This window comes from Streptomyces sp. ME19-01-6 (assembly GCF_033793745.1).
Classification (GTDB): Bacteria; Actinomycetota; Actinomycetes; order Streptomycetales; family Streptomycetaceae; genus Streptomyces.
Genome location: NZ_JARAXF010000008.1, coordinates 158,660 through 180,812, shown reverse-complemented (window position 1 = coordinate 180,812; position 22,153 = coordinate 158,660). Strand labels below are relative to the sequence as shown.

Here is a 22,153-nt window from a genome sequence, read left to right as displayed (position 1 = left end):
CTACACCACACCCGCCCGCGGGTGGCACACCATCTGGCGGACCCTGGCGAACCCTGGCGAATAGTCGCACGGGCCGTGACAGGCCGGTTACTGTCAAGTCAGCCGAGAACCTGGGGGCTTGACGTGACGAGGGAACCCAACACCCGTCTCTCGGACCTGTTCGGCCTCGCCGGCTGGTCCAAGGGGGAACTCGCGAGGCTCGTGAACCGGAAGGCGGCGGCCATGGGCCATCCGCAGCTGGCGACCGACACCTCGCGGGTGCGGCGTTGGATCGACACCGGTGAGATACCGCGCGATCCCGTGCCCAAGGTTTTGGCCGCCCTGTTCACCGAGCGCCTCGGTCGAGTCGTGACCATCGAGGACCTCGGGTTCGCACGGCAGGGGCGCGCGGGGAAGGGGCAGTCCGCGGACGGGCTGCTCTGGGCGCCCGAGTCCACGGCCGCGGTCCTCACCGAATTCACGGGAATGGACCTTATGTTCAACCGACGCGGCTTGGTGGGTGCGGGCGCAGCGCTCGCCGCAGGATCAGCCATCACCGGTGCCATGCACGACTGGCTGCACAGTGACCCGACTCTGGCCACCGACGCCCCCCGTGCCGACGATCCGCTGTCCGCGGACTTCGCCGGCTTCGACCGCTACGAGGCGGCCCCCGTGGGCTCCCAGGAGATCGACGCGCTGGAACACTCGGTCGACATCTTCCGTGCCTGGGACGCCGCCCGCGGCGGGGGACTGCAGCGCAAGGCCGTGGTGGGCCAGCTCAACGAGGTGGGCGGGATGCTCGCCTACCGCCACCCCCCGGCGCTGCAGCGCCGGTTGTGGGGCGTCGCGGCCGATCTGGCCGTGCTCGCCGGCTGGATGTCCCATGATGTGGGCCTGGAGCCCACTGCCCAGAAGTACTTCCTCATCGCCGCGCACGCGGCCCGTGAGGGCGGCGACCGCCCCCGGGCGAGCGAGGCGCTGTCCCGCGCCGCCCGGCAGATGGTCCACCTGGGCCGGCCGGACGACGCACTCGATCTGATGAAACTCGCCAAGTCCGGTGCGGGCGAGGAGGTATTGCCCCGCACCCGCGCGATGTTCTGCACCATCGAGGCCTGGGCGCAGGCGTCGATGGGCCACGGCCAGGCGGTGCGCCGCACCCTGGGCCAGGCGGAGGAGCTGTTCGTCTCGGACAAGGGGGATGTGCCGCCGCCGAGTTGGATGCAGCTGTTCAACGAGGCGGATCTGCACGGCATGGAGGGGCTGGTCTACCGCACGCTCGCGGAGCATGAGTCCGGTGCCGCGGCGGTCGCGCAGCAGCATGCCAAGGAGGGGCTGCGGATGCGGGAGGAGGGCCGCGACCGGTCGCAGATCTTCGACCACATCTCGATCGCCTCGGCGTGCTTCCTCGGCGACGATCCGGAGCAGGCGGACAAGTACGCGCGCCTGGCCCTGCTGACCATCGAGCACAACTCCTCCCACCGCACCTGGGACCGGCTGCGCGAGATGTACCGGCTCACCGGCCGGTACTCCACGCGCCTCGATATCCAGAGACTGCGCGAGGAGATCGAGCACCGGGCGCCGAAAGGGCTGGGGCCCAAGGGTTCCGGTTCGAAGACACCGGGCGGCGGAACACCGGGCGGCGACGGCAGAACGGCCGTCGTCTGACGCGCTACGAGCAGACCCGCGCGATCGGCTGACGCGCTATGAGCTGATCCTCGCGATCAGAACGCACGCGTCGTCCTCACGCCGCTCGTCCTCGAACGCCTCCACCACGGCCCGTACGCACTCCTGTGCGCTGCGAGCGGTGGCGAACCGCGGTGCGAGCCCGAGCAGCCGCTCGGCCCCCACGTCACCGTCGGCATCCGCGCCGAACGGCCAGAGCCCTCCGGTGTGCAGCACCAGCAGATCGCCGGGCTCAAGCCGCTCGCCGTGCTGGGTGTATGTCGCGCCCGGCGTGGCGCCGAGCAGTACACCCTCCGGTGGCTGGAGGGCGCGCCCCGTCCCGTCGCGGAAGAGCAGCGGGGCGGGGTGCGCGGCCTGCGCCCACTCCAGGGTGCGGGTGACGGGGTCGTACCGGCCGCACACGGCGCTGCCCAGGGCGGGTTGCGCGGAGGCGTCGAGCAGTTGGTTGAGCCAGCCCATCAGGGCGCCCGGCTCCACTCCGGCCACCGCCATGCCGCGCACCGCGCCGAGCAGCATGGCCACGCCGGAGGTGGCGGCCACGCCGTGGCCGGTGAGGTCGCCGACGCTGAGCAGGGTCCGGCCGTCGGGCAGCTCGAGCGCGTCGTACCAGTCGCCACCGATCTGCGTGCTGGTCGAGGCGGGGAAGTAGTGGGCGGCGAGGTCCAGGGCGGTCGCGCCCCCCGGGGAGAGCCGCGGGGAGCCGCGCCACACGGGCAGCACGGCCTCCTGCAGCTCGACCGCCACCCGGCGCTCGGTCTGCGCGATGTGCCGCTGCCGCCGCAGCGAGTCACGGGTCTCGCGCACCGCCCGCTCGCTGCGCCGCAGCTCGCTGACGTCCCGCAGCACGGCCCACATGGACGCGGTGCTGCCGTCGTCGTCGAGCACGGGCTCGCCCGACATGTGGACCGTGCGCACCACGCCGTCGGCGCGCACGACGCGGAATTCCCCGTCGATCGGCTTGCCGTCGACCAGACAGTCGGTGACCAGCGCCGTCAGGGTCGGCTGGTCCTCGGAGAACACCCAGGAGGGCAGCTCGTCCAGGGTCAGCCCGCCGTCCTCGGGGGCCCGGTCGAAGATCTGGTACAGCTCGTCGGACCAGGTCACGGCGTCGGTGAGGAGGTCCCACTCGGCGCTGCCGACCCGGCTCAGCAGCGAGCCGTGCCCCTGGGGCCCGGCGTCCCGCGCGGGCGTGGCGTAGGCGGAGCCCGGCGGCGGGGGCGGTTCGGGGGCGGAGCGTGCGCCGGGCCCCCCATTTGTCGCCGTCTCCACCTCCGAGGGCGCTTCGGCCTCGGCCGGGTCGGTGGGCAGCCCCTCGCGCAGCTGGTCCAGATGGTGGCCCAGGTCGTCCAGATGATGGACGGCCAGATCGCACAGCGCGCGCTGCCAGCGCAGCTGGGGGTCGTCCGTATGGTCGATGTCCGCCGTGGTGTCCCGGCGGACGGCGTCGACGCCGCCGCGCAGCCGCCGGGTCTGCGAGATGAGCGCGTCGACCGTGTCCCAGGGAGGCTGGGGAGGCTGGGCTGCGGAATGGTCCGCGGAGCGGGGGGGCGGCATGACGTTCTCCGATACGGGCACGGCGTGGCCGGGTCGTGAGGGTGGGACCGGTTACGACTCTTGCACAGGCTGCGACGTTGCGTAAGCGGTTTGGCAATACCCGATACGGTGGTGCTTGTGGCATATGCCAGTGGCTGTCCGGGGCAAGTCGGTGCGGTTCGGTGGAATCGACTGTTCCAGGTAGGCTGCGGCGCTCGGGATCTCATGGTCCAAGGCGTTGATCCACGTTCATCGCGCATATCACGCCTGGACACCGGCAAGAATGCCGATCGACGGAAATCCCGTTGCCAGCGAACCCCCCGCACCGGATGCTGACCTCATGTTCGATCCAGACATAGCGCCCAGCGGCACCCTGCTCGGCCTCCTCCAGCGAGGCCGCGGCGACGGGACCCTGCACGCCCTCGCGGCGCCGCGGGCCGAGGCGCTCGCGGCACTGCACCACTGTGTGCTGCGCGACCCCCGGCGTGACTGGCAGGTGGAGAACCGCTCCTTGTACTACGCCCGGCTCTGCCTCGACCTCGACGCCGGGCTCGACGAGATCGAACAGCACCTCTTCGACCCCGACGACCTCATCGACACCGCCGAGGAGCGCACCGGCCTCGCCCTCGCCGTCCTCGGCCACCTCGCCTCGTACGGCCGCGAGGACGCCCTGCGCCTCCTCCGCCGCTATGTCGCGACCGGCGGCAACTGGCAGTGGGCGCTGGATGAGCTGGCCCTGCGCGACGAGGACCCCGAACTGCGCGCCCTCGCCCCCGCCGTCCTCGCCAGATACCCCGAGACCTCCGAAGGGGACGCCGAACTCGCCGCCGCCGTGCGCGGCGCCTACGAACCTCGGCCCTGGCGGCTGTGGGCCGACGACCCCCGGCACGGGGCCCGGGTGCGCGCCGCCCAGGAACAGGGCTCCTTCGACCGCTGGCAGCGCCAGCTGCGCCCCTCGGGCCCGCGCCCCGGCTGGAGCGTTCACGACGTCCTCCTATGGGCTCAGCAGGAGGACGACCTGCGGCCCGGCGCCCGCCGCCCGGACGCCGCGGCCCGCTGCCTGGCCGCCGTCGCCGGTCCCGAGGACCGGCCCGAGCTCCTCGCCGCCGCCGCGGCCGCACCCGACGCGGCCCGTGCCGCGGCGCTGCGACACCTCGCGGAGACCGGCGACCCGGAGGTGCTCGACCTGATCGAAGCCGCCGTCACCGACCCCTCCGCCTCCGAGCTGGTCTCCCAGGGGGCCCTCGCCGCCTTCGAGCGGATGCGCAGCATCGTCGCCCTCGACCGGGCCCGGCGCGGGGCCCAGCGCCCCGACGCCCTCGGCGCCGCGGCCGCCGCCATGCTCGCCTCGCGGGGCGGCCAGTACGACGCGCCCCTCGTGCTCTCCGCCCTGCGCGGCACGGTCCGGGCCGAAGGCCCCGACTCCCAGGCCCTGTGGACCCTCGTCGACGGCGCCGGACGGCTGAGGATCGTCTGCGCGGCCCCCGTGCTGCGCCACATCTACCGCGAGACCGCCTCCTCCCACCTCCGCGGCCGAGCGGCGCGCGCTCTGGCCGCCACCGACCCGTCCTTCGGCGCGGGCTTCGCGGTCGAATGCCTCTGGGACTGCGAGGAGAGCACCCGCGAACTGGCCGCCCGGCACGCCACCACCGCCGACGCCCGCGTCGTCGAGCAGCTCCGCAGACTCGCCGCCGACCCGGCGGAGGAGGCGGAGGTCCAGACGGCGGTCCGCAGCCGCATCGGCCCCGAGGACTGAGCCGGGTCCGCGACGTCGCGTCGGATCAGCCCGCGGCGTCAGGGCGCGCGGAGATCGCGGGCCGGCGGAGACCGGAGGAGGCAGGGCCTAACGCTCATGGGACGTTCCACGTCCCGAAAGCTGCACGATGCCGGGGCCACCCTTCGTACGCCGAGAACACCGGTATGCGTGTCGCCATCGTCACCGAATCCTTCCCGCCCGACGTCAACGGCGTCGCTCACTGCGCCCTGCAGACCGCCCGGCACCTGCACCGGCGCGGCCACCACCCGCTCGTCATCGCGCCCGCCGCAGCGCACGACGGCCCGGCGGACCCCGACGCCTCCCGCCCCTACCCCGTCCTGCGCATCGCCTCCCTGCCCCTCCCCGGCTACCCCCAGGTGCGCGTAGCCCTCCCCAGCCGACGCCTCGCCGCCGCCCTGACCGCCCACCGCGCCGACGTCGTCCACCTCGCCAGCCCCTTCGTCCTCGGCGCCCGCGGCATGACCGCCGCGCTGCGGCTGCGCGTCCCCGCCGTCGCCGTCTACCAGACCGACCTGGGCGGCTACGCCCGTACGTACTTCGGCGCGGGCGAGAGCGCGGCCTGGCGCCGGATACGCGCCGTGCACACCGCGGCCGACCGGACCCTCGCCCCGTCCACCGCCGCCGCCCGCGACCTCGATGACCACGGAGTGCCGCGGGTCCGGCTGTGGGCGCGCGGCGTCGACACCGAACGCTTCACCCCCGAGCGCCGCGACACCGAGCTGCGCCGCACCCTCGCCCCCGGCGGCGAGCTGATCGTCGGCTACGTCGGCCGGCTCGCCCCCGAGAAGAACGTCGAGCTCCTCGCTTCGGTCTGCGCGCTCCCCGGAGTCCGGGTGGTCATCGTCGGGGACGGCCCCAGCGAGCCGGGGCTGCGCGCCGCGCTGCCCGGGGCCCGCTTCCTGGGGCGTCGCACCGGCGACGAACTCGCCCGCGTCTTCGCGTCCCTGGACGTCTTCGCGCACACCGGCCCGCAGGAGACCTTCTGCCAGACGGTGCAGGAGGCCCAGGCGAGCGGCGTCCCCGTGATCGCCCCCGCCGTCGGCGGTCCGCTCGACCTGGTCGACCACGGCCGCACCGGCCTGCTGGTGCCGCCCCGTGACGCGACCGCGATCGCCGACGCCGTCTCCCTCCTCGCGGCCGGCCCGCGGCTGCGCTCGGCGCTCGGCGGCGCCAGCCGCGAAGCGGTCCAGGGCCGCACCTGGGAGGCGGTCGGCGACCAGCTGATCGAGCACTACACCGAGGTGCTCGCGGCCCGCACGGCGGTGGCCGCATGAGCCGGCGCGCCAAGACTGGGCGGGAGGGAGGGGCATGAGCGCCGCACCGCCGCGGGCGGGCACGTCGGCCCACGACCCGAACAGTGTCCGCACACCCCTGCGGATCGTCAGGCTCGCGAACTTCGTCACCCCTTCCTCCGGCGGGCTGCGCACCGCGCTGCGCGAGCTCGGCGCGGGCTACCGGGCGGCCGGGCACGAGCCGGTCCTGGTCGTGCCGGGCGCACAGGCCTCGGACGAGCTCACCCCCCAGGGGAGGGTGATCACTGTCCCGGGGCCCCAGGTGCCCGGCACGGGCGGCTACCGCGTGCTGACCGACCGCAGACGGCTGACCCGGCTGCTGGACGGGCTCGCGCCCGACCGGCTCGAGGTGTCCGACCGGACCACCCTGAGGTGGACGGGGGAGTGGGCCCGCCGCGCCCGCGTGCCCTCCGTGATGGTCTCCCACGAGAGCGCCGACGGTGTGCTGCGCACCTGGGGCGTTCCCGAAGCCGCCGCCAGGCGAGCCGCCGACCGGCTGAATCGGCGCACCTCGCGGGCGTATTCGCGCGTCGTCTGCACGACGGAGTGGGCGGCGCGCGAATTTGTACGGATCGGCGCGCGCAATGTCGTACGCGCCCCCTTGGGCGTCGACCTGGACCACTTCCACCCGGCCCACCGCGACCCGGCGCTGCGCGACCGGCACCGGGGCGGCGCCGCGGTGCTCCTGGTGATGTGCTCGCGCCTGTCGCCCGAGAAGCGGCCGGGCCGTGCGCTCGACGCCCTCGCCGAGCTGGGCCGGCGGGGCGTCCGCGCGGCGCTCGTGGTCGCGGGCGACGGCCCCCTGCGGCCCCGCCTCGAGGCCCGCGCCCGCGCGGAGGGGCTCCCGGCCGCCTTTCTGGGCCATGTCGCCGACCGGGGCGCGCTCGCCGCGCTCCAGGCCGGCGCGGATGTCGTGCTCGCCCCGGGGCCCGCGGAGACCTTCGGGCTGGCCGCGCTGGAGGCGCTGGCGTGCGGTACGCCCGTCGTCGTGAGCGAGCTGTCCGCCCTCCCGGCCATCGTCGGTCCCGCGGGGGCGACGGCGGCCGACCACGGCGCGGCGTTCGCGGACGCCGTCGAACAGGTTCTGTCCCGCCCCGAGCCCACCCGCCGCGCGACGGCCCGTGCCCGCGCCGAGCGCTACAGCTGGCCGCAGGCGGTGGCCGCGTTCCTCACGGCCCACGACGCGCCGCCCGCCCACGGCGGGCTGTTCTCCGGCGGCGATGCCTCCGCTCACGGCCGAACCGGTGACGCCGCTTCCCCGGAGCAGGGGGCGCACACGGACGGCCGGCCGGTCGGCCCGGCCGCCGGGACCGCGCGATGAGCGCGGGCCGCGTCGGCGCCGCCCGGCGTTGGACCGTCCGCTGCGCAGGCCCTGTCCGGGCGCTCTTCTCGGGCCCGCGATGCCGGTTGCGGCTCTCCGAGCTGCTGCCGGCGGTGCCCCCGGCTGGGTTGTCCGAGTCGCCCTCCGCGCCGCGGCAGGGGGTACCTCCCAGCGGTAGCTGGGGGAGGCATGTCGACCGCAGCGCCCCGTATGAGGGCGATCCTCCACCGGCCACCGCAGGGGGGTGCCCCCTCCCGGCCACCGCTCGGAGGGGGCACCTCCCGGCCGGAGCCCGGGGGCGCCGCCAGCATCTGCCGCCGCGGGCCCTGCGGCGGCAGCCGCAGAAGGGACCTCCCGGCGGAAGGCTGGGGGAGTCCCGGCCTCGAAGGCCGCCCGGACGCGACCTGGGCGCGCGGGGCGTGGCCAACAGGCCGCCGCTTTGGCGCGCGTCCCGAACGCGGCCAGGCACTCCCGAAGACACGGCCGACCACCCCGCGTTTCGCGGGGCGATGTCGGCGGGGTCGGGCCGCGCGGGGCGGCGGTCATGACCGTGGTGCGGGGCCCGGGCGCCCCGGGACCGGCGGATCCGGCCGGGCAGGAGGGCCGGGAGGTCCCACCGGACGGCGTCGTGGTGGCGTCGCGTACCTCCGTACGGCGAGCCGTCGGGGAGCGGCCGGGCGGGGAGGCGGCCGAGCAGGGCGGCCAGGACGGTGAACCATGCGGCCTGACCGTGGGCCCGCTTCCGGCGCGCTCTCCACGGCCGCCGGCTTCGGCCGCCCCGGCCGTCGTCGCCGAGTGCGATGGCGTGCCCGCCGCTGCGGTGCGCGTCCCGGACGAGCCGAGCGGCCGTCCGGCCGCACAGCGGCCGCGGACCCCGGGCCCGCCCGTCGTCGACCGCTCACCGCACGTCCTGCGCTTCGCCGCGCTCGGCGACTCGCTGACCGAGGGGATGGGCGACCCCGCGCCCGGCGGGGGGTGGCGCGGCTGGGCCGTGCACCTGGCGGGCGGGCTCGCGTCCCGGCCGGGGGCCGTGGAGCTCGTCAACGTCTCCCGCAGTGGTGCGCTCTTCACCGATGTCGTCGACGGGCAGCTGGCCGCCGCCCGAGCCGCCCGACCGCACCTCGCCTCGGTCGTGGCCGGCGCGAACGACACCCTCCGCGCCGCGTTCGACATCCGGCGGGTCGCCGAAGCGCTCGACACGGTCATCGGCACGCTGCGCGCCGAGGGCGCCGTGGTGCTCACCGCGTGTCTCCCCGACCCCGGCCGGATGCTGGGGCTGCCGACGCCCCTCGCCCGGCCCCTGGCCCGCCGGATGCGCGCCGTGAACACCGTCGTGCACACACTGTCCCGGCGGTACGAGGCCGTGCACGTACACCTTGCGGACCACACCTGGGTCGCCGAGCGGGCGGCGTGGAGCGTGGACCGGCTGCATCCGAGCGAGCTCGGACACCGGTTGCTGGCACGGGAGTTCCACGCGGCCCTCACCGTGCGCGGGCTGGCCACCGGCCACCCGCCCGCCGAGGCGCTCGACGGCCCGCCGCCCTCGCTCCTCTCCGGCACCTGGTGGATGGCGACACGCGGCACCCGCTGGGTCGCGGACCGCTGCACCGACCTGCTGCCCGACCTGCTCCGGCTGGCGGCGCTGGAGTGCCGCCACGCCCTGCTGGGCACCGGCCACCGGCTCGACGCCCGGGACCGCCGGGAGACCCGCGCCGCCCTCGCGGCGATCACGCACGAACGGACCGCCCACCGGCCCCACGACACCGATCACGCCGACCACGCCTGCCACGCCGACCGGGCCGCCCGGGCCGACGGGGCCGACGGGGCAAATGGGGCGACAATGGCGGGGTGACGACGGGACGCTGGGAGTTCTGGATCGACCGTGGCGGGACGTTCACGGACGTCGTGGGCAAGCGCCCGGACGGCCGCCTGGTGGCCCGCAAGCTGCTCTCGCACGACCCCGAGCGCTACCCGGACGCGGCCGTCGCCGGTATCCGGCTGACGCTCGGACTGGCACCCGACGAGCCCATCCCGGCCGACCGGATCGCAGTCGTCAAGATGGGCACCACCGTCGCCACCAACGCCCTGCTGGAGCGCACGGGTGAGCCGACCGTCCTGGTCGTCACCGAAGGCTTCCGGGACGCCCTGCGCATCGCGTACCAGAACCGCCCGCGCCTGTTCGACCGCCGGATCCTGCTGCCCGAGGCGCTGTACGACCGGGTCGTCGAGGTGCCCGAGCGGGTGGACGCCCACGGTGGCGTGGTACGCGAGCTGGACCTGGACGCCACCGCACACGCGCTGCGCGCCGCGTACCGGGACGGCTTCCGCAGCGCAGCCGTCGTGCTGGTGCACGGCTACCGTCACACCGCGCACGAGCAGGCCGTCGGGGCGGTGGCCCGCGAGCTGGGCTTCACACAGGTCAGCTGCTCACACGAGGTGAGCCCGCTGATGAAGCTGGTGCCGCGCGGCGACACCACCGTCGTCGACGCGTATCTCTCCCCGATCCTGCGCCGCTATGTCGAGGACGTGGCCGCCGAGCTGCGCGGCATCCGGCTGATGTTCATGCAGTCCAACGGCGGGCTGCGCGAGGCCTCGCACTTCCGGGGCAAGGACGCGGTGCTGTCCGGGCCCGCGGGCGGGGTGGTCGGCATGGTGCGCGCCTCCGGCGAGGCGGGTCACCACCGGGTCATCGGCTTCGACATGGGCGGCACCTCGACCGATGTCTCCCACTACGCGGGCGAGTTCGAGCGGGTCTTCGGCACCGAGGTCGCGGGGGTGCGGATGCGCGCCCCGATGATGAACATCCACACCGTCGCGGCGGGCGGCGGCTCGGTGCTCCACTTCGACGGGCGGCGCTACCGCGTGGGACCCGACTCCTCCGGAGCCGTCCCGGGCCCGGCCTGCTACCGGCGCGGCGGCCCGCTGACCGTCACCGACGCGAACGTGCTGCTGGGCCGTGTCCAGCCAGGCCACTTCCCGGCGGTCTTCGGCCCCCACGGCGACCAGCCCCTGGACGCGGAGACGGTGCGTACCCGCTTCGCCGCGCTCGCCGGCCGGATCGCGGAGGCGACGGGCGACCGGCGCGGGCCGGAGGAGGTCGCGGCCGGTTTCCTGGACATCGCGGTGCTCAACATGGCCAACGCCGTCAAGAAGATCTCCGTGCAGCGCGGCCACGACGTCACCCGCTACGCGCTCACCAGCTTCGGCGGCGCGGGCGGCCAGCACGCGTGCGCGGTCGCCGACGCCCTCGGCGTGGGCACCGTGATCGTGCCGCCGCTCGCGGGCGTGCTCTCCGCGTACGGCATCGGCGTGGCCGACGCCACCGCCATGCGCGAGCAGGCCCTCGAGACGGAGCTGAGCGAGGCCACCCTGCCGCGGGTGCGCGAGACCTGCGCGGGGCTGGAGATGCGGACGCGCGCCGAGCTGCGCGCGGACGGCGTCCCCGAGGAGACCGTGACCACCTCGGCCCGGGTCCATCTGCGGTACGCGGGAACCGACTCCGCCCTCCCCGTCCCCCTGGACACCGTCGCGGCGATGGCCGAGGAGTTCGTACGGGCGCATCGCGCGCGCTACGCCTTCACCATGGACAAGCCGCTCGTCGCCGAGGCGGTGTCGGTCGAGGCCGTCGGCGCGGCGGGCCCCACGGCCCCCACGGGCGGGTACGCGGACGGCCGGCCGGCGCGCGCGGGCGCGCCACGCCCGGACGCGACCGTGCGGATGTTCACCGAGGGCGCCTGGCGTGACACCCTGCTGTACGAGCGCGCCGGCCTGCGCTCCGGGGACGCCGTCACCGGTCCGGCGATCATCGCCGAGGCGGACGCCACCACCGTCGTCGACCCCGGATGGCGGGCCGCCGTCGGCGAGCGCGGCCATCTGCTGCTCACCCGGGTGAGGCCGCGTCCGCGCACCGTGGCGGTCGGCACCGAAGTGGACCCGGTGATGCTGGAGGTGTTCAACAGCCTCTTCATGGCGATCGCCGAGCAGATGGGCCTGCGCCTGGAGAACACCGCCCACTCCGTGAACATCAAGGAGCGGCTGGACTTCTCCTGCGCCCTCTTCGACGCCGGGGGAAATCTGATCGCCAACGCCCCGCACATCCCGGTGCACCTCGGGTCCATGGGCGAGTCCATCAAAGAGGTGCTGCGGCGCAACGGGGACGCGATGCGGCCGGGCGATGTGTACGCCATCAACGACCCGTACCACGGCGGCACCCACCTGCCGGACGTCACCGTCGTCACCCCCGTCTTCGACGAGCAGGGCGCGGAGCTGCTGTTCCTCGTCGCCTCGCGCGGCCACCACGCCGAGATCGGCGGCATCACCCCCGGCTCGATGCCCGCCTTCAGCCGCGGGATCGAGGAGGAAGGTGTCCTCTTCGACAACTGGCTGCTGATACGGGACGGCCGGCTCCGCGAGCGCGAGACCCGCGAGCTGCTGACCTCGGGGCCGTATCCCTCGCGCGCCCCCGACGCCAACCTCGCCGATCTGCGGGCCCAGATCGCCGCCAACGAGAAGGGCATCCATGAACTGCGCCGGATGATCGGACAGTTCGGCCTGGATGTCGTGCACGCCTATATGGGACACGTACAGGACAACGCCGAGGAGTCGGTCCGCCGCATCGTCGCGCATCTCAAGGACGGCTCGTACCGCTACGAGACGGACAGCGGCGCGGTCATCGAGGTGGCCCTGCGGGTGGACCGCGCGGCGCGCGGGGCCGTGCTTGACTTCACCGGCACCTCACTGCAGCAGCCGGGCAACGCCAACGCGCCGAGCTCGGTGGTGATGGCGGCGGTGCTCTACGTCTTCCGGACGCTGGTGGCCGAGGACATTCCGCTCAACAGCGGCTGCCTGAAGCCCCTCGAAGTCCGCATCCCTGAGGGCTCGATGCTCGCGCCCGTCCTCCCGGCCGCCACGGTCGCGGGCAACGTCGAGACCTCACAGGCCGTCACCGGCGCGCTGTACGCGGCGCTGGGCGTCCAGGCCGAGGGCTCCGGCACGATGAACAACGTCACCTTCGGCAACGACCGCGTGCAGTACTACGAGACCGTCGCCAGCGGCTCGGGCGCCGGGGACGGCTTCGACGGCGCGGACGCCGTGCAGACCCATATGACCAACTCCCGGCTGACCGACCCCGAGGTCCTGGAGTGGCGCTACCCGGTGCGCGTGGACGCCTTTGAGGTGCGGCGCGGCAGCGGCGGCCGCGGCCGATGGCGCGGCGGCCACGGCGTCACCCGGCGCATCCGCTTCCTGGAGCCGATGACCGTGGCGCTGCTGACGGGCCATCGGCGGGTACCGCCGTACGGCATGGCGGGCGGCGAGCCGGGCGTGTGCGGCGCGAACCTGATCGAGCGCGCCGACGGCTCGCTGGACAGGCTTGCCGGCTGCGACGCGGCCGAGGTCGGGGCGGGGGACGTGCTCGTCGTCCGCACCCCGGGAGGCGGCGGTTACGGGCCGCCGCGCGGCTGAGGGCTTCCCAGACCTCACCACCCCCGGATGAACGAGGGTGCTGCGGATCACGGACTTCGCGACACGCACGCATTGAGGCGAGACGATTCGTCTTGTTATGGTGGGGGCATGGCTTTCCTCTTCTTCGTCTGAGTCCGGGCACGGCCGATGCCGCCGTTTCTGCTGCCCGTAGACCCTTCGCATGCCCAGGGAAAGTCATATGCGCGAACGCGCCCATACTGCCGTGCCCACCGTCGCCCCCGCTGCCGTGGCGCAGCTGTCCGTTAAGGACGTCACCAAGTCCTATGGCACCCGGACTGTCCTCGACCGGGTCTGCTTCACCGTCCGTCCGGGTGAGAAGGCCGCCGTCATCGGCGAGAACGGCTCCGGCAAGTCCACCCTGCTGCGGCTGCTCGCCGCTGCCGAGGTACCGGACGCCGGGGAGATCACCGTCAGCTTCCCCGGCGGCACCGGCCACCTCGCCCAGACCCTCGACCTCGGCGCGGACTGCACCGTGCAGGATGCCGTCGACCTCGCCCTCGCCGAACTGCGCGACATGGAGTACCAGTTGCGGATGGCGGAGGAGTCCCTCGGCGAGGCAGCGGAAGAGGATCTCGCCGCGTACGGCGAACTGCTGATCGCATACGAGGAACGCGGCGGATACGAGGCGGACGCCCGTGTGGATGCCGCGATGCACGGGCTCGGGCTCGCCCAGATCACCCGCGACCGCCTGCTCGGCTCGCTGTCCGGCGGCGAGCAGTCGCGGCTCGCGCTCGCCTGCGTCCTGGCCGCCGCACCCGAACTGCTGCTCCTCGACGAACCGACGAACCACCTTGATGCGGCGGCCGTGCGCTGGCTGGAGGAGCACCTGCGGGCACACCGCGGCACCGTCGTCGCAGTCACCCACGACCGCGGCTTCCTGGAACGCGTCGCCACCACGATCCTTGAGGTCGACCGGGATGCGCGCACGGTGCTCCGGTACGGCGACGGCTGGGCCGGCTACCGCGCCGCGAAGGCCGCCGCCCGGCGCGGCGCGGAGCAGCGGTACGCGGACTGGGTCGAGGAGGTGGCCCGCATGGAGGAGCTGCTCGAGACCGCAGGGAGGCGGCTTGCCACCACCGGCCGCGACCCGAAGCAGGGTTTTGGCAAGCACCGCCGGTCCAGCGAGGCGAAGCTCGGCGGGCAGGTGCGCTCCGTCCGGGAGCGCGTGGCCCAGCTGCGGCGCAACCCGGTGGCGGAGCCGCCGGCACCGCTCCGCTTCACGGCGGCGCTGTCGGCGGCAGACGGCCCCGCCCAGGGCCCCCTCGCCGAGTTCGACGGCGTACGGGTCGGCGAGCGGCTGCGTCTGGACGGGCTCCTTGCGATCGCGCCCGGACAGCGGCTGCTGGTCACGGGCGAGAACGGCGCGGGCAAGACGACGCTCCTGCGCGTCCTGGCGGGCGACCTGGAGCCGGACGCGGGCACGGCACACCGCCCCGCCCGGATCGGCTACCTCGCGCAGGAACTGCCCGCGCACTCCACGCGGCTCCCGCTGCTCGCCGCGTTCGCTGCCGGGCGGCCAGGACTGCCGGACGAGTGCGCCGAACAGCTCCTGGCACTGGGCCTGTTCCGGGAGGAGGATCTGCGCGTCCCGGTCGCCGCCCTGTCCGCGGGCCAGCAGCGGCGTCTGCAGATCGCCCGCCTGGTGACCCGGCCTGCGGACCTCCTCGTCCTCGACGAGCCGACCAACCACATCGCGCTCGACCTGGTCGAGGACCTTCAGGCGGCGCTCACAACGTACCCAGGAGCGGTGGTCATGGTGTCGCACGACCGCGACTTCCGTGCACGCTTTGAAGGGGAGCAGCTGGAGCTGCACGCCGGCCGCAGGTGCTGACCCCTCGGGTCCTCCTCCGCCGCGAACGGCCCTCGCCCCCGCCCCGACCTGGCCAACAGCCGGAAAGCCCGCTGAAACGATGGAGCCATGACCACCTTCCTGACACCACAACAGCTCGTCGGCCGCACCTCCGCCGCCGTCGACGCGGCCGTCGCGGCAGGGCGCGAGTTCGGCCTGACCGTCACCGACCCCACGGTGCTCCACGACGTCTTCTCCGTCGTCGTCCACCTGACGCCCTCGCCGGTCGTGGCCCGGATTCCCACTGTCCTGCCGCACCCAGACGACCTGGCCGCCCTCGCGCGCCGCCAGCAGGATGAGCTGGATGTGACACGTTGGCTCGCCGACCAGGGAATCCCCGTTATCGCGCCCAGCCCGCTCCTGCCGCGGGAACCCGTGCAGCGCGATGGTTTCTCGATGACGTTCTGGCCGTTCGTCCCGGAGGACCGGGACAAGGAACCCGACTACGTGGCGAACGCCGAGAGCGTCGCCGACCTACACGCGGCAATGCGCACCTACCCGGGCCGCCTGGAGTTTCTGTCCACGGCCGATCCGCGGTTCATCGCAGAAAGCCTCGCCCGGCTCGACCAACACCCCACCCTGATCGGTGCGGCCGAGCTGGACCGCGCCCGCCGCGAGTGGCAGATCCTCGAACCCCTCGTGCGCTCGCGCGCGGCCTTCGTGGCCCGGTTCCCGGGCATCGACCTCCAGCCCGTCCACGGCGACTCCCCGCCCGCGAACATCTTCTCCGGGGTGGACGGCGACCTCTACGCCGACTTCGAACTGGTCACGCTGGGGCCCGTCGAGTGGGACCTGGCCGCTCTCGGATCCGAGCACGTATCCGCCTACAACCGCGGCGCGCGGCGCAATGGCATGAGGCCGCTCAACGAGGAGGTCCTGGGCTTCGTCAACGCCCTGGGCATGCTGCGGGTCGTCGCCACTCTCACGCTGGTCCCGCAGCTGCCCAAGCTGATGGAGTACCTCAAGCCCGCCGTCGACCACTGGCAGACGATGCCCTTCGCGGGTGGCATGAACAGCTGACACCGACCGTAGTAGCGTCACGCAGAGCTACTTGTCACTTCGCCGTAGCTTCGGGAGCGGAGGGCCGCGCCGCAGCGCCGTTCCGGGTGCCCGAGCGACTACCTGGCTGACGCACCGTCATATTCGCGCCGGCCGAGGTCGGCGCCTCAACGGCCGTTTGCCGCCCCGGTCATGGGGGACCCGCCACTCGTCAGGCCCGCCGAGCCCGCCCGCTGCCGGGCCGGGAGCGGGCCCCGTATGGCGTTCAACAGCTGGAGGAGGGACCATGGAGTGGTGGCGGCACGCCGCGTGCGTGCACGAGGACCCGGAAATGTTCTTCCCCGTGGGTGTGGCCGGGCCGGCGGCCCAGGAGCAGCAGGCGCGGGCCAAGGAGGTCTGCGGCCGCTGCCCGGTGCGCGAGGAGTGCCTGGAGTACGCGCTGAGCGTGGGGGTGACCCACGGCGTGTGGGGCGGCACGAATGAGGAGGAGCGCCGGGCGCTGCGCCGCCGGGCCCGGCGCCATGGGGCGTCCCAGCGGTAGCCGGGGGAGCGTCAGGCGTCGAGCGACAGCCGCAGGGACGAGCGTCCGCTGTCCCATGCCGTGAGCAGGCGGTCCGACCAGCGCGCCTCCAGGTAGTTGGTGGCCTGGACACCGAAGGCGACGTTGGCGGCCTGGTCCGGCTCCCGGGCGAGGAGGTCGCCGATCACACAGCGGCGCATCAGCTGCTCATGCACCGCGTCGGCCTCGATGTGCTCGGTGAAGAAGCGGACGCACCGGGGCTCGGCGCCCAGTCGCTCCAGGGCTTGGGCCAGCCGCAGTGAGCCGGGTGACGAGGTGATCTCCAGGACGGCGAAATGGCCGGCCATGGCGCCGCGCAGCGAGCGGTGCAGGCCCAGCAGCGACATCAGGTTCACGGAGGCGAGCGTCGCGGCGGGCGCGTGGTCCACATAGCGGCCGTAGGCCGGGTCCAGACCCGCGCCGGCCATGAGATCGGCGAAGAGACGGGCGTGCACCCGGTCACCGTGGCCCGCCCCGAACTCGTCGAACTCCACCGCCACCAGTGACGCCTTGGCCTGTCCCGTCAGCCGGGGAATCAACCAGGCTTGCGGATCGGCCTCCTTGAGCTGATAGAGCGAGCGGTGGACCAGGTACTCCCGCATCCGCTCCCAGGTGCCGCGGCTCTTCAGCCGGTGGGAGACCCCCGGCGTGCCCGGCACCTCGACGAGCAGCCCGTCGAGCTCACCGGCCACGTCCGCACCGCCCGGCACCGCGTCGCGCAGCGCGGTGAGGAACCGGCCCTCCAGCGCCTCCCGCAGCCGCATCAGATCCGGCTGCCACTCCCAGTCCTCGGCGACCCCGGCGAACCCGCGGTAGTGCAGCTCGTAGCAGAGGTACAGCGCCAGCTGGAGGTCCTCGCCGAGCGGGTCGGCGGCCTGGGCCCGCTTCCTCGGCAGCGCCGAAGGCGCCGGGGGCGGGGCCTGGGCCAGCGCGCCGCGTACGGCGGCGGAGATCGGTCCGCGGGCCCGCGGCAGCGGCGGCCCCGCCGGGGGCGGGCCCCCGGCCGGACCGGTGGACGCGCCCGTGAAGATGCCGCCCGCGCCCACGGTCACCGCCGATCACCCCCGAGAGCGCCGGAGCCGTCGGCGTCACCGGGTTCGGGCGCCGTGGGGTCGGGCACGTCGTCGCGGCGCGCCAGCGGGCGTACCGCCGGGCCTTGCAGAACCTCTCCGTCCGGGTCGAACCGGGACCCGTGGCACGGGCACTCCCAGGTCCGCTCGGCGTCGTTGAAGCGCACCAGACAGCCCAGGTGGGTGCAGCGCGCCGACAGCGTGTGCAGCGCGCCGTGCTCGTCGCGGTGGACGGCGCGCTGCCGGCCGCCGACGCGGACGACCGCCCCGCCGCCCGGGGCGATGTCCCGGACCGCCTCGGCGCCCGCCGCCGACAGCCGGTCGCCGACGAAGTGGCGGGCGACATGGGCCTGCAGCCCCAGCATCGCCGGGGTCTCGCGCAGCGGGCTCAGCCGCCCCGGGTCGTACAGGCCGGTCCACGGCGGCGGCGAGCCCGTGAGCCGCCCCGCCAGCAGGCGGCCCGCGCACACTCCGCCGCTCAGGCCCCATCCGCCGAAGCCGGTCGCCACATAGGCGTGCCGGGAGGCCGGGTGCAACCGTCCGATGAACGGCACATGGTCGGTGGTCCAGTTGTCCTGCGCCGCCCACCGGAAGGCGGGCTCGACGCCGGGGAAGCGCCGGCGGGTCCAGGAGATCAGCCGCTCGTAACGCCCCCGGACGCTGCCCGTGCCGGGGATGAACTTCTCCCCGGTGACGATGAGCAGCCGCTGTCCGTGGCCGTAGGGCGCGGTGCGGACCGAGCGGGTGTCGTCCTCGGGGGTGAGGTACATGCCCAGCGGGTCGCGGTCGGCCGGGAGCACGGCCGCGACGACCAGCTCGCGCTTGGGCTCCAGCCGGGCGAACAACAGCGAGCGGTCGAAGATCGGGTAGTGCGTGGCGACCACGATGTCCCGGGCGCGGACCGACGCCCCGCGGTCCGTGGTCAGCCGGCACGGATCGCCCTCCTTGAGAGCCACGACCCGCGAGTTCTCGAAGACGAGGGCCCCGCGCGCGGCCAGGTCCTCGGCGAGGGCCAGCACATATTTCCGGGGGTGGAACTGCGCCTGGCCCGTCACCTTGACCGCGCCCGCCACGGGGAACGGCAGCCCCGTCTCGGTCACGAACGAGGCGTTAAGACCGGCCGCCCCGGCGGCCTCGGCCTCGGCCCGTACCGCCCGCAGGGTCTCCTCCGTCTCGGCATAGGTGTACGCCGGGACGTCCTCCAGATCGCAGTCGACACCCAGCTCGGCGCTGACCTCGACGACCCGGTCCACCGCGTCGGCCTGGGACATCGCGTACAGCCGGGCCGCCTCCTCGCCGCGCGAGGAGCACACGTCCTGGTAGTTCAGGCCCTGCAGGGCGGAGAGCTTGGCGGTGGTGTGGCCGGTCACCCCGGCGGCCAGCCGGCCGGCCTCCACCAGCGCGACATGGCGTCCGGCGCGGGCCAGCTCCCACGCCGCACAGATGCCCGCCATCCCGCCGCCGACGACGGCGACGTCGACGTCCGGGCAGGCCGGCCCGGGGCCGGGCTCCAGGGTGGGGTATGCGGGTCCGGGCGCCGACTCCATCCAGTACGACGAGGGCGCGAACCCGGTGGGAAGACTTGTCATCGGCAGACTCCTCTCCCGCCCGCGAGTGCCCTCGATCGCCCTCCTCGATCGCCCTCCTCGACCGCCTTCTCGGCGCCCGGGCGCATTCCGGCGCGCCCCGGCCCCGGCGACGCCGTTTCGGCGGCCGGATCCGCGGTACTCGGACGGGCATGCGCTTGATCCGACCGTCCGGGGTGTATCCACCGCAGGACGACACCGCGCTGCTGGCCGAGGCGGTGCGCCGCGAGCCGGGGACGGCCGGCGGCCGGGTCCTGGACGTCGGGACCGGGACCGGCGCCCTGGCGCTGCTCGCCGCCCGCTGCCGGGCCGCCCGGGTCGACGCCGTCGACATCTCGCCGCGCGCGGTGGCGACCGCCTGGCTGAACGCCCGGCTGTGCCGCGCCCCGGTGCGCGTACGTCTGGGCGGTCTGCCGGACCCGGCCACCGGAGGCCGCTTCGACGTGGTCCTGGCCAACCCGCCATACGTGCCCACGCCGCCCTCCGGGCTGCCACCGCACGCGCGTGGCCGCTCCTTCGACGCGGGGCCCGACGGCCGGGCGGTGCTCGACGACCTGTGCGCGCGGGCGCCGTCCCTGCTGCGCCCGGGGGGTGTCCTGCTGATCGTGCAGTCGGCGCTGAGCGGGGCCGGAACCACGCTGGAACGGCTGCGGGCACAAGGGCTGCGGACGGAGGTGACGGCGCGCCGGGTGGTCCCGTTCGGCCCCGTGCTGCGGGGGCGGAGCACATGGCTGGCCTCCCGGGGGCTGATCGCTCCGGGAGAGGACAAGGAGGAGCTGGTGGTGATCCGTGCCGTCCGTACCGCCCACGCCGCCTGACCCGCCGACCGGCCCGCCGGCCGACCGGGCCCCGGCGCGGCGTGTCATCGTCGATCCCCAGGGTCCAGTGCTGGTCGAGGGGCCGGTGGAGGTCGTCATGGAGGACGGCACCACCGTGCGCTCCGACCGGGTGGTGGTGGCCGTGTGCACCTGCCGCCGCAGCGGACGCTATCCGTGGTGCGACACCAGCCACCGCCGCCGCGCCCGCCCGGACAAGGGCTGACCGGCCGCCCGGGCGGGCGGCCGGTCGCCGTGGCAGGGGTGCCTCAGGGAATGGTCGCCCCATGGTTGTTGAGCGCCTCGACCACCGGCTGGTAGTACGTGACGCCGCCCAAGGCGCAGTTGCCGCTGCCGCCGGAGGTCAGGCCGATGGCGGTGTTGCCGGAGAAGAGCGGCCCGCCGCTGTCCCCGGGCTCGGCGCACACATTGGTCCTGATCATCTGGTAGACGATGTTGCCGTTGCCGTAGTTGACCGTGTAGTTGAGCCCGGTGACGGTGCCGCCGTGCAGGCCCGTGGTGCTGCCGCTGCGCTGAACGAGCAGGCCCACGGAGGCGCTGCCGGTACCGGTGATGGCGCGGTAGGTGCCGTTGTAGAGGTTCACGTTGCTGGGGTGCAGCACCAGCGGATTCGTGTACGAGACGTAGCCGTAGTCGTTGCCGGGGAAGCTGGAGTAGGCCGTCGGGCCGATGGGCACACCGAGCCTGGCGGACCAGTTCGGATAGCCGTTGGTGCAGTGACCGGCGGTCAGGATGTAGTACGAGGTACCGATGTGCGTGTTGAAGCCGGCGGAGCAGCGGAAGCCGTTGGACGAGTAGATCGCGTCTCCGCCGGAGAGCAGCTGGGTGAGTTTGCCTCGGGTGCGCTCGATGTGCAGGGCGCCGCTGCTCGGGCCCGCCGCCTTCTTGAGCGCGGCGATCTCGGAGGCCGAGACGGTGCTGTCGACGTCGACGCGGACGGAGCCGCTGTCCTCGTCGACGGTCCACGCGGTCCCGCCGACGTCCGCGGCGAGGATCGCGTCGCTCGCCGCCTTGAGCTCCGAGGCGCTGTAGGTCCGCTCGGAGTCCGCGAGAGCGGCTCCCGGCGCGGTCAGCGCGAACACGGCGGCCAGACCCGCCAGGAGGGCCGCTGCCCGAAGGCGTCTCGCCGCGCGGGCGGGGCGGCTCGCCGGGCCGCTTCTTGGGAGCGGGTGCTTGATCCTCACGAATGTCCTCCTGATGCCGGGGGAGAGGAGGTCCGCGCCGCGGTTCGGTGTCCCGTGGTGGCGCGGGCTCAGCGGGTGAATCCCTGTTGGCAACAGTGATGTCGGTATTCGCCCGGAACAAGGGGGGTTGGGCGGTACCGAAGGGTCGTGAGGAATGGCTCGACCACGGCGATCGTGCCCGCACTCCAGCGTGCGCGCCGCCGCGCCCGGACGTGCGCCTCGGGCGCGGAGTGCTCGCGCTCGGCCCGAGGCCCGCAGGGCTCCGCGAGCGTGGAGACGCGCCGCCGGCGCGCCACCCGTCGCCGGGCTACCGTCGCCGCAGCACGCCGCGGATGAAGGCGGCCTGCCCGGCGTGCTGCAGATCGTCGGAGATGACGCTCACCAGCCGGACTCCCAGCGTCACCGGCGGGGTCCACGCCTCGTCCACGACGATGTCCAGATCGGGGTCGCGCAGCCCCCGTACGAAGTCGACCGTGCGCTCGTGGACGGCGTCGTGGTACCCGAGGAGCAGCTTCGGGGACACCCGGACGGCGGCCACGTCCTTGGTCCGGTGCCCGTAGCCCGTGGCCGCCGCTGAGAAGGGCAGCTCGAACCGGTCGTACCAACCCTGCTCGGTCCAGACCTGCTCGGTCTCCGCGATTTCGGAGACATGGTCGTCCTGAACCCGTGTCAGGTGCCACACCAGCCAGGCGACGGTGTTGGCCTTGTCGTCGAGGCGAGTGGCCAGCTGGTCCACCGTCAGCCCCCGCACCGCTTCGTGAACCGTCTCCTGAACGCGGCTGAAGGCGTCGGCCAGGACGTCTGCGCTTTTCATTCTCACGATCGTAGGCCGCCCGTCCCCGTGACGCGGGAGCGACAGGCGCGCCAGCGCTGGCGGCGCTGCGTGAGGGCGCGTGTTCTTCGGCGATCGAGCGACTTGACGTCGGGAGTGAGCGGAACGGCGCCACGGTCCGTATGGAAGGGAGGCCCATGCCGTCCCGGGCCCCGGCGGCCGGGGGCGG

16 protein-coding genes are annotated in these 22,153 nt (G+C 74.1%); 11 read left to right on the top strand and 5 right to left on the bottom strand.

The window, feature by feature from the left end:
- The first annotated feature begins 123 nt into the window (after window positions 1-123).
- Complete coding sequence (locus tag PV419_RS21065) at window positions 124-1,644, top strand: hypothetical protein (protein WP_319691126.1); 1,521 nt, start codon at window positions 124-126, stop codon at window positions 1,642-1,644.
- A gap of 36 nt (window positions 1,645-1,680) precedes the next feature.
- Here PV419_RS21065 and PV419_RS21060 read toward each other — a convergent pair whose 3' ends face one another.
- Window positions 1,681-3,216 (bottom strand): PP2C family protein-serine/threonine phosphatase, encoded by a 1,536-nt coding sequence (locus tag PV419_RS21060; RefSeq protein ID WP_319691125.1) that lies wholly within the window; start codon window positions 3,214-3,216, stop codon window positions 1,681-1,683.
- A gap of 319 nt (window positions 3,217-3,535) precedes the next feature.
- On the opposite strand from PV419_RS21060, the gene PV419_RS21055 reads away from it, so the two are divergent.
- From PV419_RS21055 to PV419_RS21020, 8 genes are all read left to right on the top strand, one after another.
- A complete protein-coding gene (locus PV419_RS21055; protein WP_319691124.1) occupies window positions 3,536-4,951 on the top strand; it encodes a HEAT repeat domain-containing protein in 1,416 nt (471 codons plus the stop codon).
- Between the two features lie 164 nt (window positions 4,952-5,115).
- Window positions 5,116-6,246, top strand: a complete 1,131-nt coding sequence (locus PV419_RS21050; RefSeq protein WP_319691123.1) for a glycosyltransferase family 1 protein — start codon at window positions 5,116-5,118, stop codon at window positions 6,244-6,246.
- Between the two features lie 34 nt (window positions 6,247-6,280).
- Window positions 6,281-7,585, top strand: coding sequence for a glycosyltransferase (locus PV419_RS21045; RefSeq protein WP_319691122.1), 1,305 nt, complete (start codon window positions 6,281-6,283; stop codon window positions 7,583-7,585).
- Window positions 7,586-8,129: 544 nt separating this feature from the next.
- The gene (locus PV419_RS21040; protein ID WP_319691121.1) at window positions 8,130-9,437 is read left to right on the top strand and encodes an SGNH/GDSL hydrolase family protein; all 1,308 of its coding nucleotides are present in this window, start codon (window positions 8,130-8,132) and stop codon (window positions 9,435-9,437) included.
- On the top strand, window positions 9,434-13,048 hold the full coding sequence (locus PV419_RS21035) for a hydantoinase B/oxoprolinase family protein (protein ID WP_319691120.1): 3,615 nt from the start codon (window positions 9,434-9,436) through the stop codon (window positions 13,046-13,048). The genes PV419_RS21040 and PV419_RS21035 overlap by 4 nt, the downstream gene beginning before the upstream one ends.
- Before the next feature lie 199 nt (window positions 13,049-13,247).
- Window positions 13,248-14,900, top strand: coding sequence for a ribosomal protection-like ABC-F family protein (gene abc-f, locus PV419_RS21030; RefSeq protein WP_319691285.1), 1,653 nt, complete (start codon window positions 13,248-13,250; stop codon window positions 14,898-14,900).
- A gap of 87 nt (window positions 14,901-14,987) precedes the next feature.
- Entirely contained in the window at window positions 14,988-15,938 is a 951-nt protein-coding gene (locus tag PV419_RS21025; protein ID WP_319691119.1) for a phosphotransferase, read from the top strand.
- Between the two features lie 265 nt (window positions 15,939-16,203).
- Window positions 16,204-16,458, top strand: a complete 255-nt coding sequence (locus tag PV419_RS21020) for a WhiB family transcriptional regulator (protein ID WP_319691118.1) — start codon at window positions 16,204-16,206, stop codon at window positions 16,456-16,458.
- An 11-nt stretch (window positions 16,459-16,469) separates the two neighbouring features.
- Here PV419_RS21020 and PV419_RS21015 read toward each other — a convergent pair whose 3' ends face one another.
- Together PV419_RS21015 and PV419_RS21010 are read right to left on the bottom strand one after the other, a co-directional pair.
- A complete protein-coding gene (locus PV419_RS21015; RefSeq protein ID WP_415925356.1) occupies window positions 16,470-17,522 on the bottom strand; it encodes an iron-containing redox enzyme family protein in 1,053 nt (350 codons plus the stop codon).
- A 2-nt stretch (window positions 17,523-17,524) separates the two neighbouring features.
- Complete coding sequence (locus tag PV419_RS21010; RefSeq protein WP_319691117.1) at window positions 17,525-19,135, bottom strand: FAD-dependent oxidoreductase; 1,611 nt, start codon at window positions 19,133-19,135, stop codon at window positions 17,525-17,527.
- Window positions 19,136-19,284: 149 nt separating this feature from the next.
- On the opposite strand from PV419_RS21010, the gene PV419_RS21005 reads away from it, so the two are divergent.
- Together PV419_RS21005 and PV419_RS21000 are read left to right on the top strand one after the other, a co-directional pair.
- Window positions 19,285-19,950, top strand: a complete 666-nt coding sequence (locus tag PV419_RS21005; RefSeq protein ID WP_319691116.1) for a HemK2/MTQ2 family protein methyltransferase — start codon at window positions 19,285-19,287, stop codon at window positions 19,948-19,950.
- Window positions 19,922-20,173 (top strand): CDGSH iron-sulfur domain-containing protein, encoded by a 252-nt coding sequence (locus tag PV419_RS21000; protein WP_415925348.1) that lies wholly within the window; start codon window positions 19,922-19,924, stop codon window positions 20,171-20,173. The genes PV419_RS21005 and PV419_RS21000 overlap by 29 nt, the downstream gene beginning before the upstream one ends.
- A gap of 43 nt (window positions 20,174-20,216) precedes the next feature.
- Here the strand turns inward: PV419_RS21000 and PV419_RS20995 are convergent, their stop codons facing one another.
- Both PV419_RS20995 and PV419_RS20990 read right to left on the bottom strand, forming a co-directional pair.
- Complete coding sequence (locus tag PV419_RS20995) at window positions 20,217-21,152, bottom strand: S1 family peptidase (RefSeq protein WP_319691115.1); 936 nt, start codon at window positions 21,150-21,152, stop codon at window positions 20,217-20,219.
- A 307-nt stretch (window positions 21,153-21,459) separates the two neighbouring features.
- Window positions 21,460-21,966, bottom strand: coding sequence for a mycothiol transferase (locus tag PV419_RS20990; RefSeq protein ID WP_319691113.1), 507 nt, complete (start codon window positions 21,964-21,966; stop codon window positions 21,460-21,462).
- Window positions 21,967-22,153 lie beyond the last annotated feature (187 nt).

What these genes read in the sequence shown, in the direction of transcription:
- PV419_RS21050 (WP_319691123.1), top strand. Translation starts at nt 5,116, where the DNA reads ATGCGTGTCGCCATCGTCACCGAATCCTTCCCGCCCGACGTCAACGGC.
- PV419_RS21040 (WP_319691121.1), top strand. Translation starts at nt 8,130, where the DNA reads ATGACCGTGGTGCGGGGCCCGGGCGCCCCGGGACCGGCGGATCCGGCC.
- abc-f (WP_319691285.1), top strand. Translation starts at nt 13,248, where the DNA reads ATGCGCGAACGCGCCCATACTGCCGTGCCCACCGTCGCCCCCGCTGCC.
- PV419_RS21020 (WP_319691118.1), top strand. Translation starts at nt 16,204, where the DNA reads ATGGAGTGGTGGCGGCACGCCGCGTGCGTGCACGAGGACCCGGAAATG.
- PV419_RS20990 (WP_319691113.1), bottom strand. Translation starts at nt 21,966, where the DNA reads ATGAAAAGCGCAGACGTCCTGGCCGACGCCTTCAGCCGCGTTCAGGAG.
- PV419_RS21025 (WP_319691119.1), top strand. Translation starts at nt 14,988, where the DNA reads ATGACCACCTTCCTGACACCACAACAGCTCGTCGGCCGCACCTCCGCC.
- PV419_RS21060 (WP_319691125.1), bottom strand. Translation starts at nt 3,216, where the DNA reads ATGCCGCCCCCCCGCTCCGCGGACCATTCCGCAGCCCAGCCTCCCCAG.
- PV419_RS21045 (WP_319691122.1), top strand. Translation starts at nt 6,281, where the DNA reads ATGAGCGCCGCACCGCCGCGGGCGGGCACGTCGGCCCACGACCCGAAC.
- PV419_RS21055 (WP_319691124.1), top strand. Translation starts at nt 3,536, where the DNA reads ATGTTCGATCCAGACATAGCGCCCAGCGGCACCCTGCTCGGCCTCCTC.
- PV419_RS21010 (WP_319691117.1), bottom strand. Translation starts at nt 19,135, where the DNA reads ATGACAAGTCTTCCCACCGGGTTCGCGCCCTCGTCGTACTGGATGGAG.
- PV419_RS21005 (WP_319691116.1), top strand. Translation starts at nt 19,285, where the DNA reads ATGCGCTTGATCCGACCGTCCGGGGTGTATCCACCGCAGGACGACACC.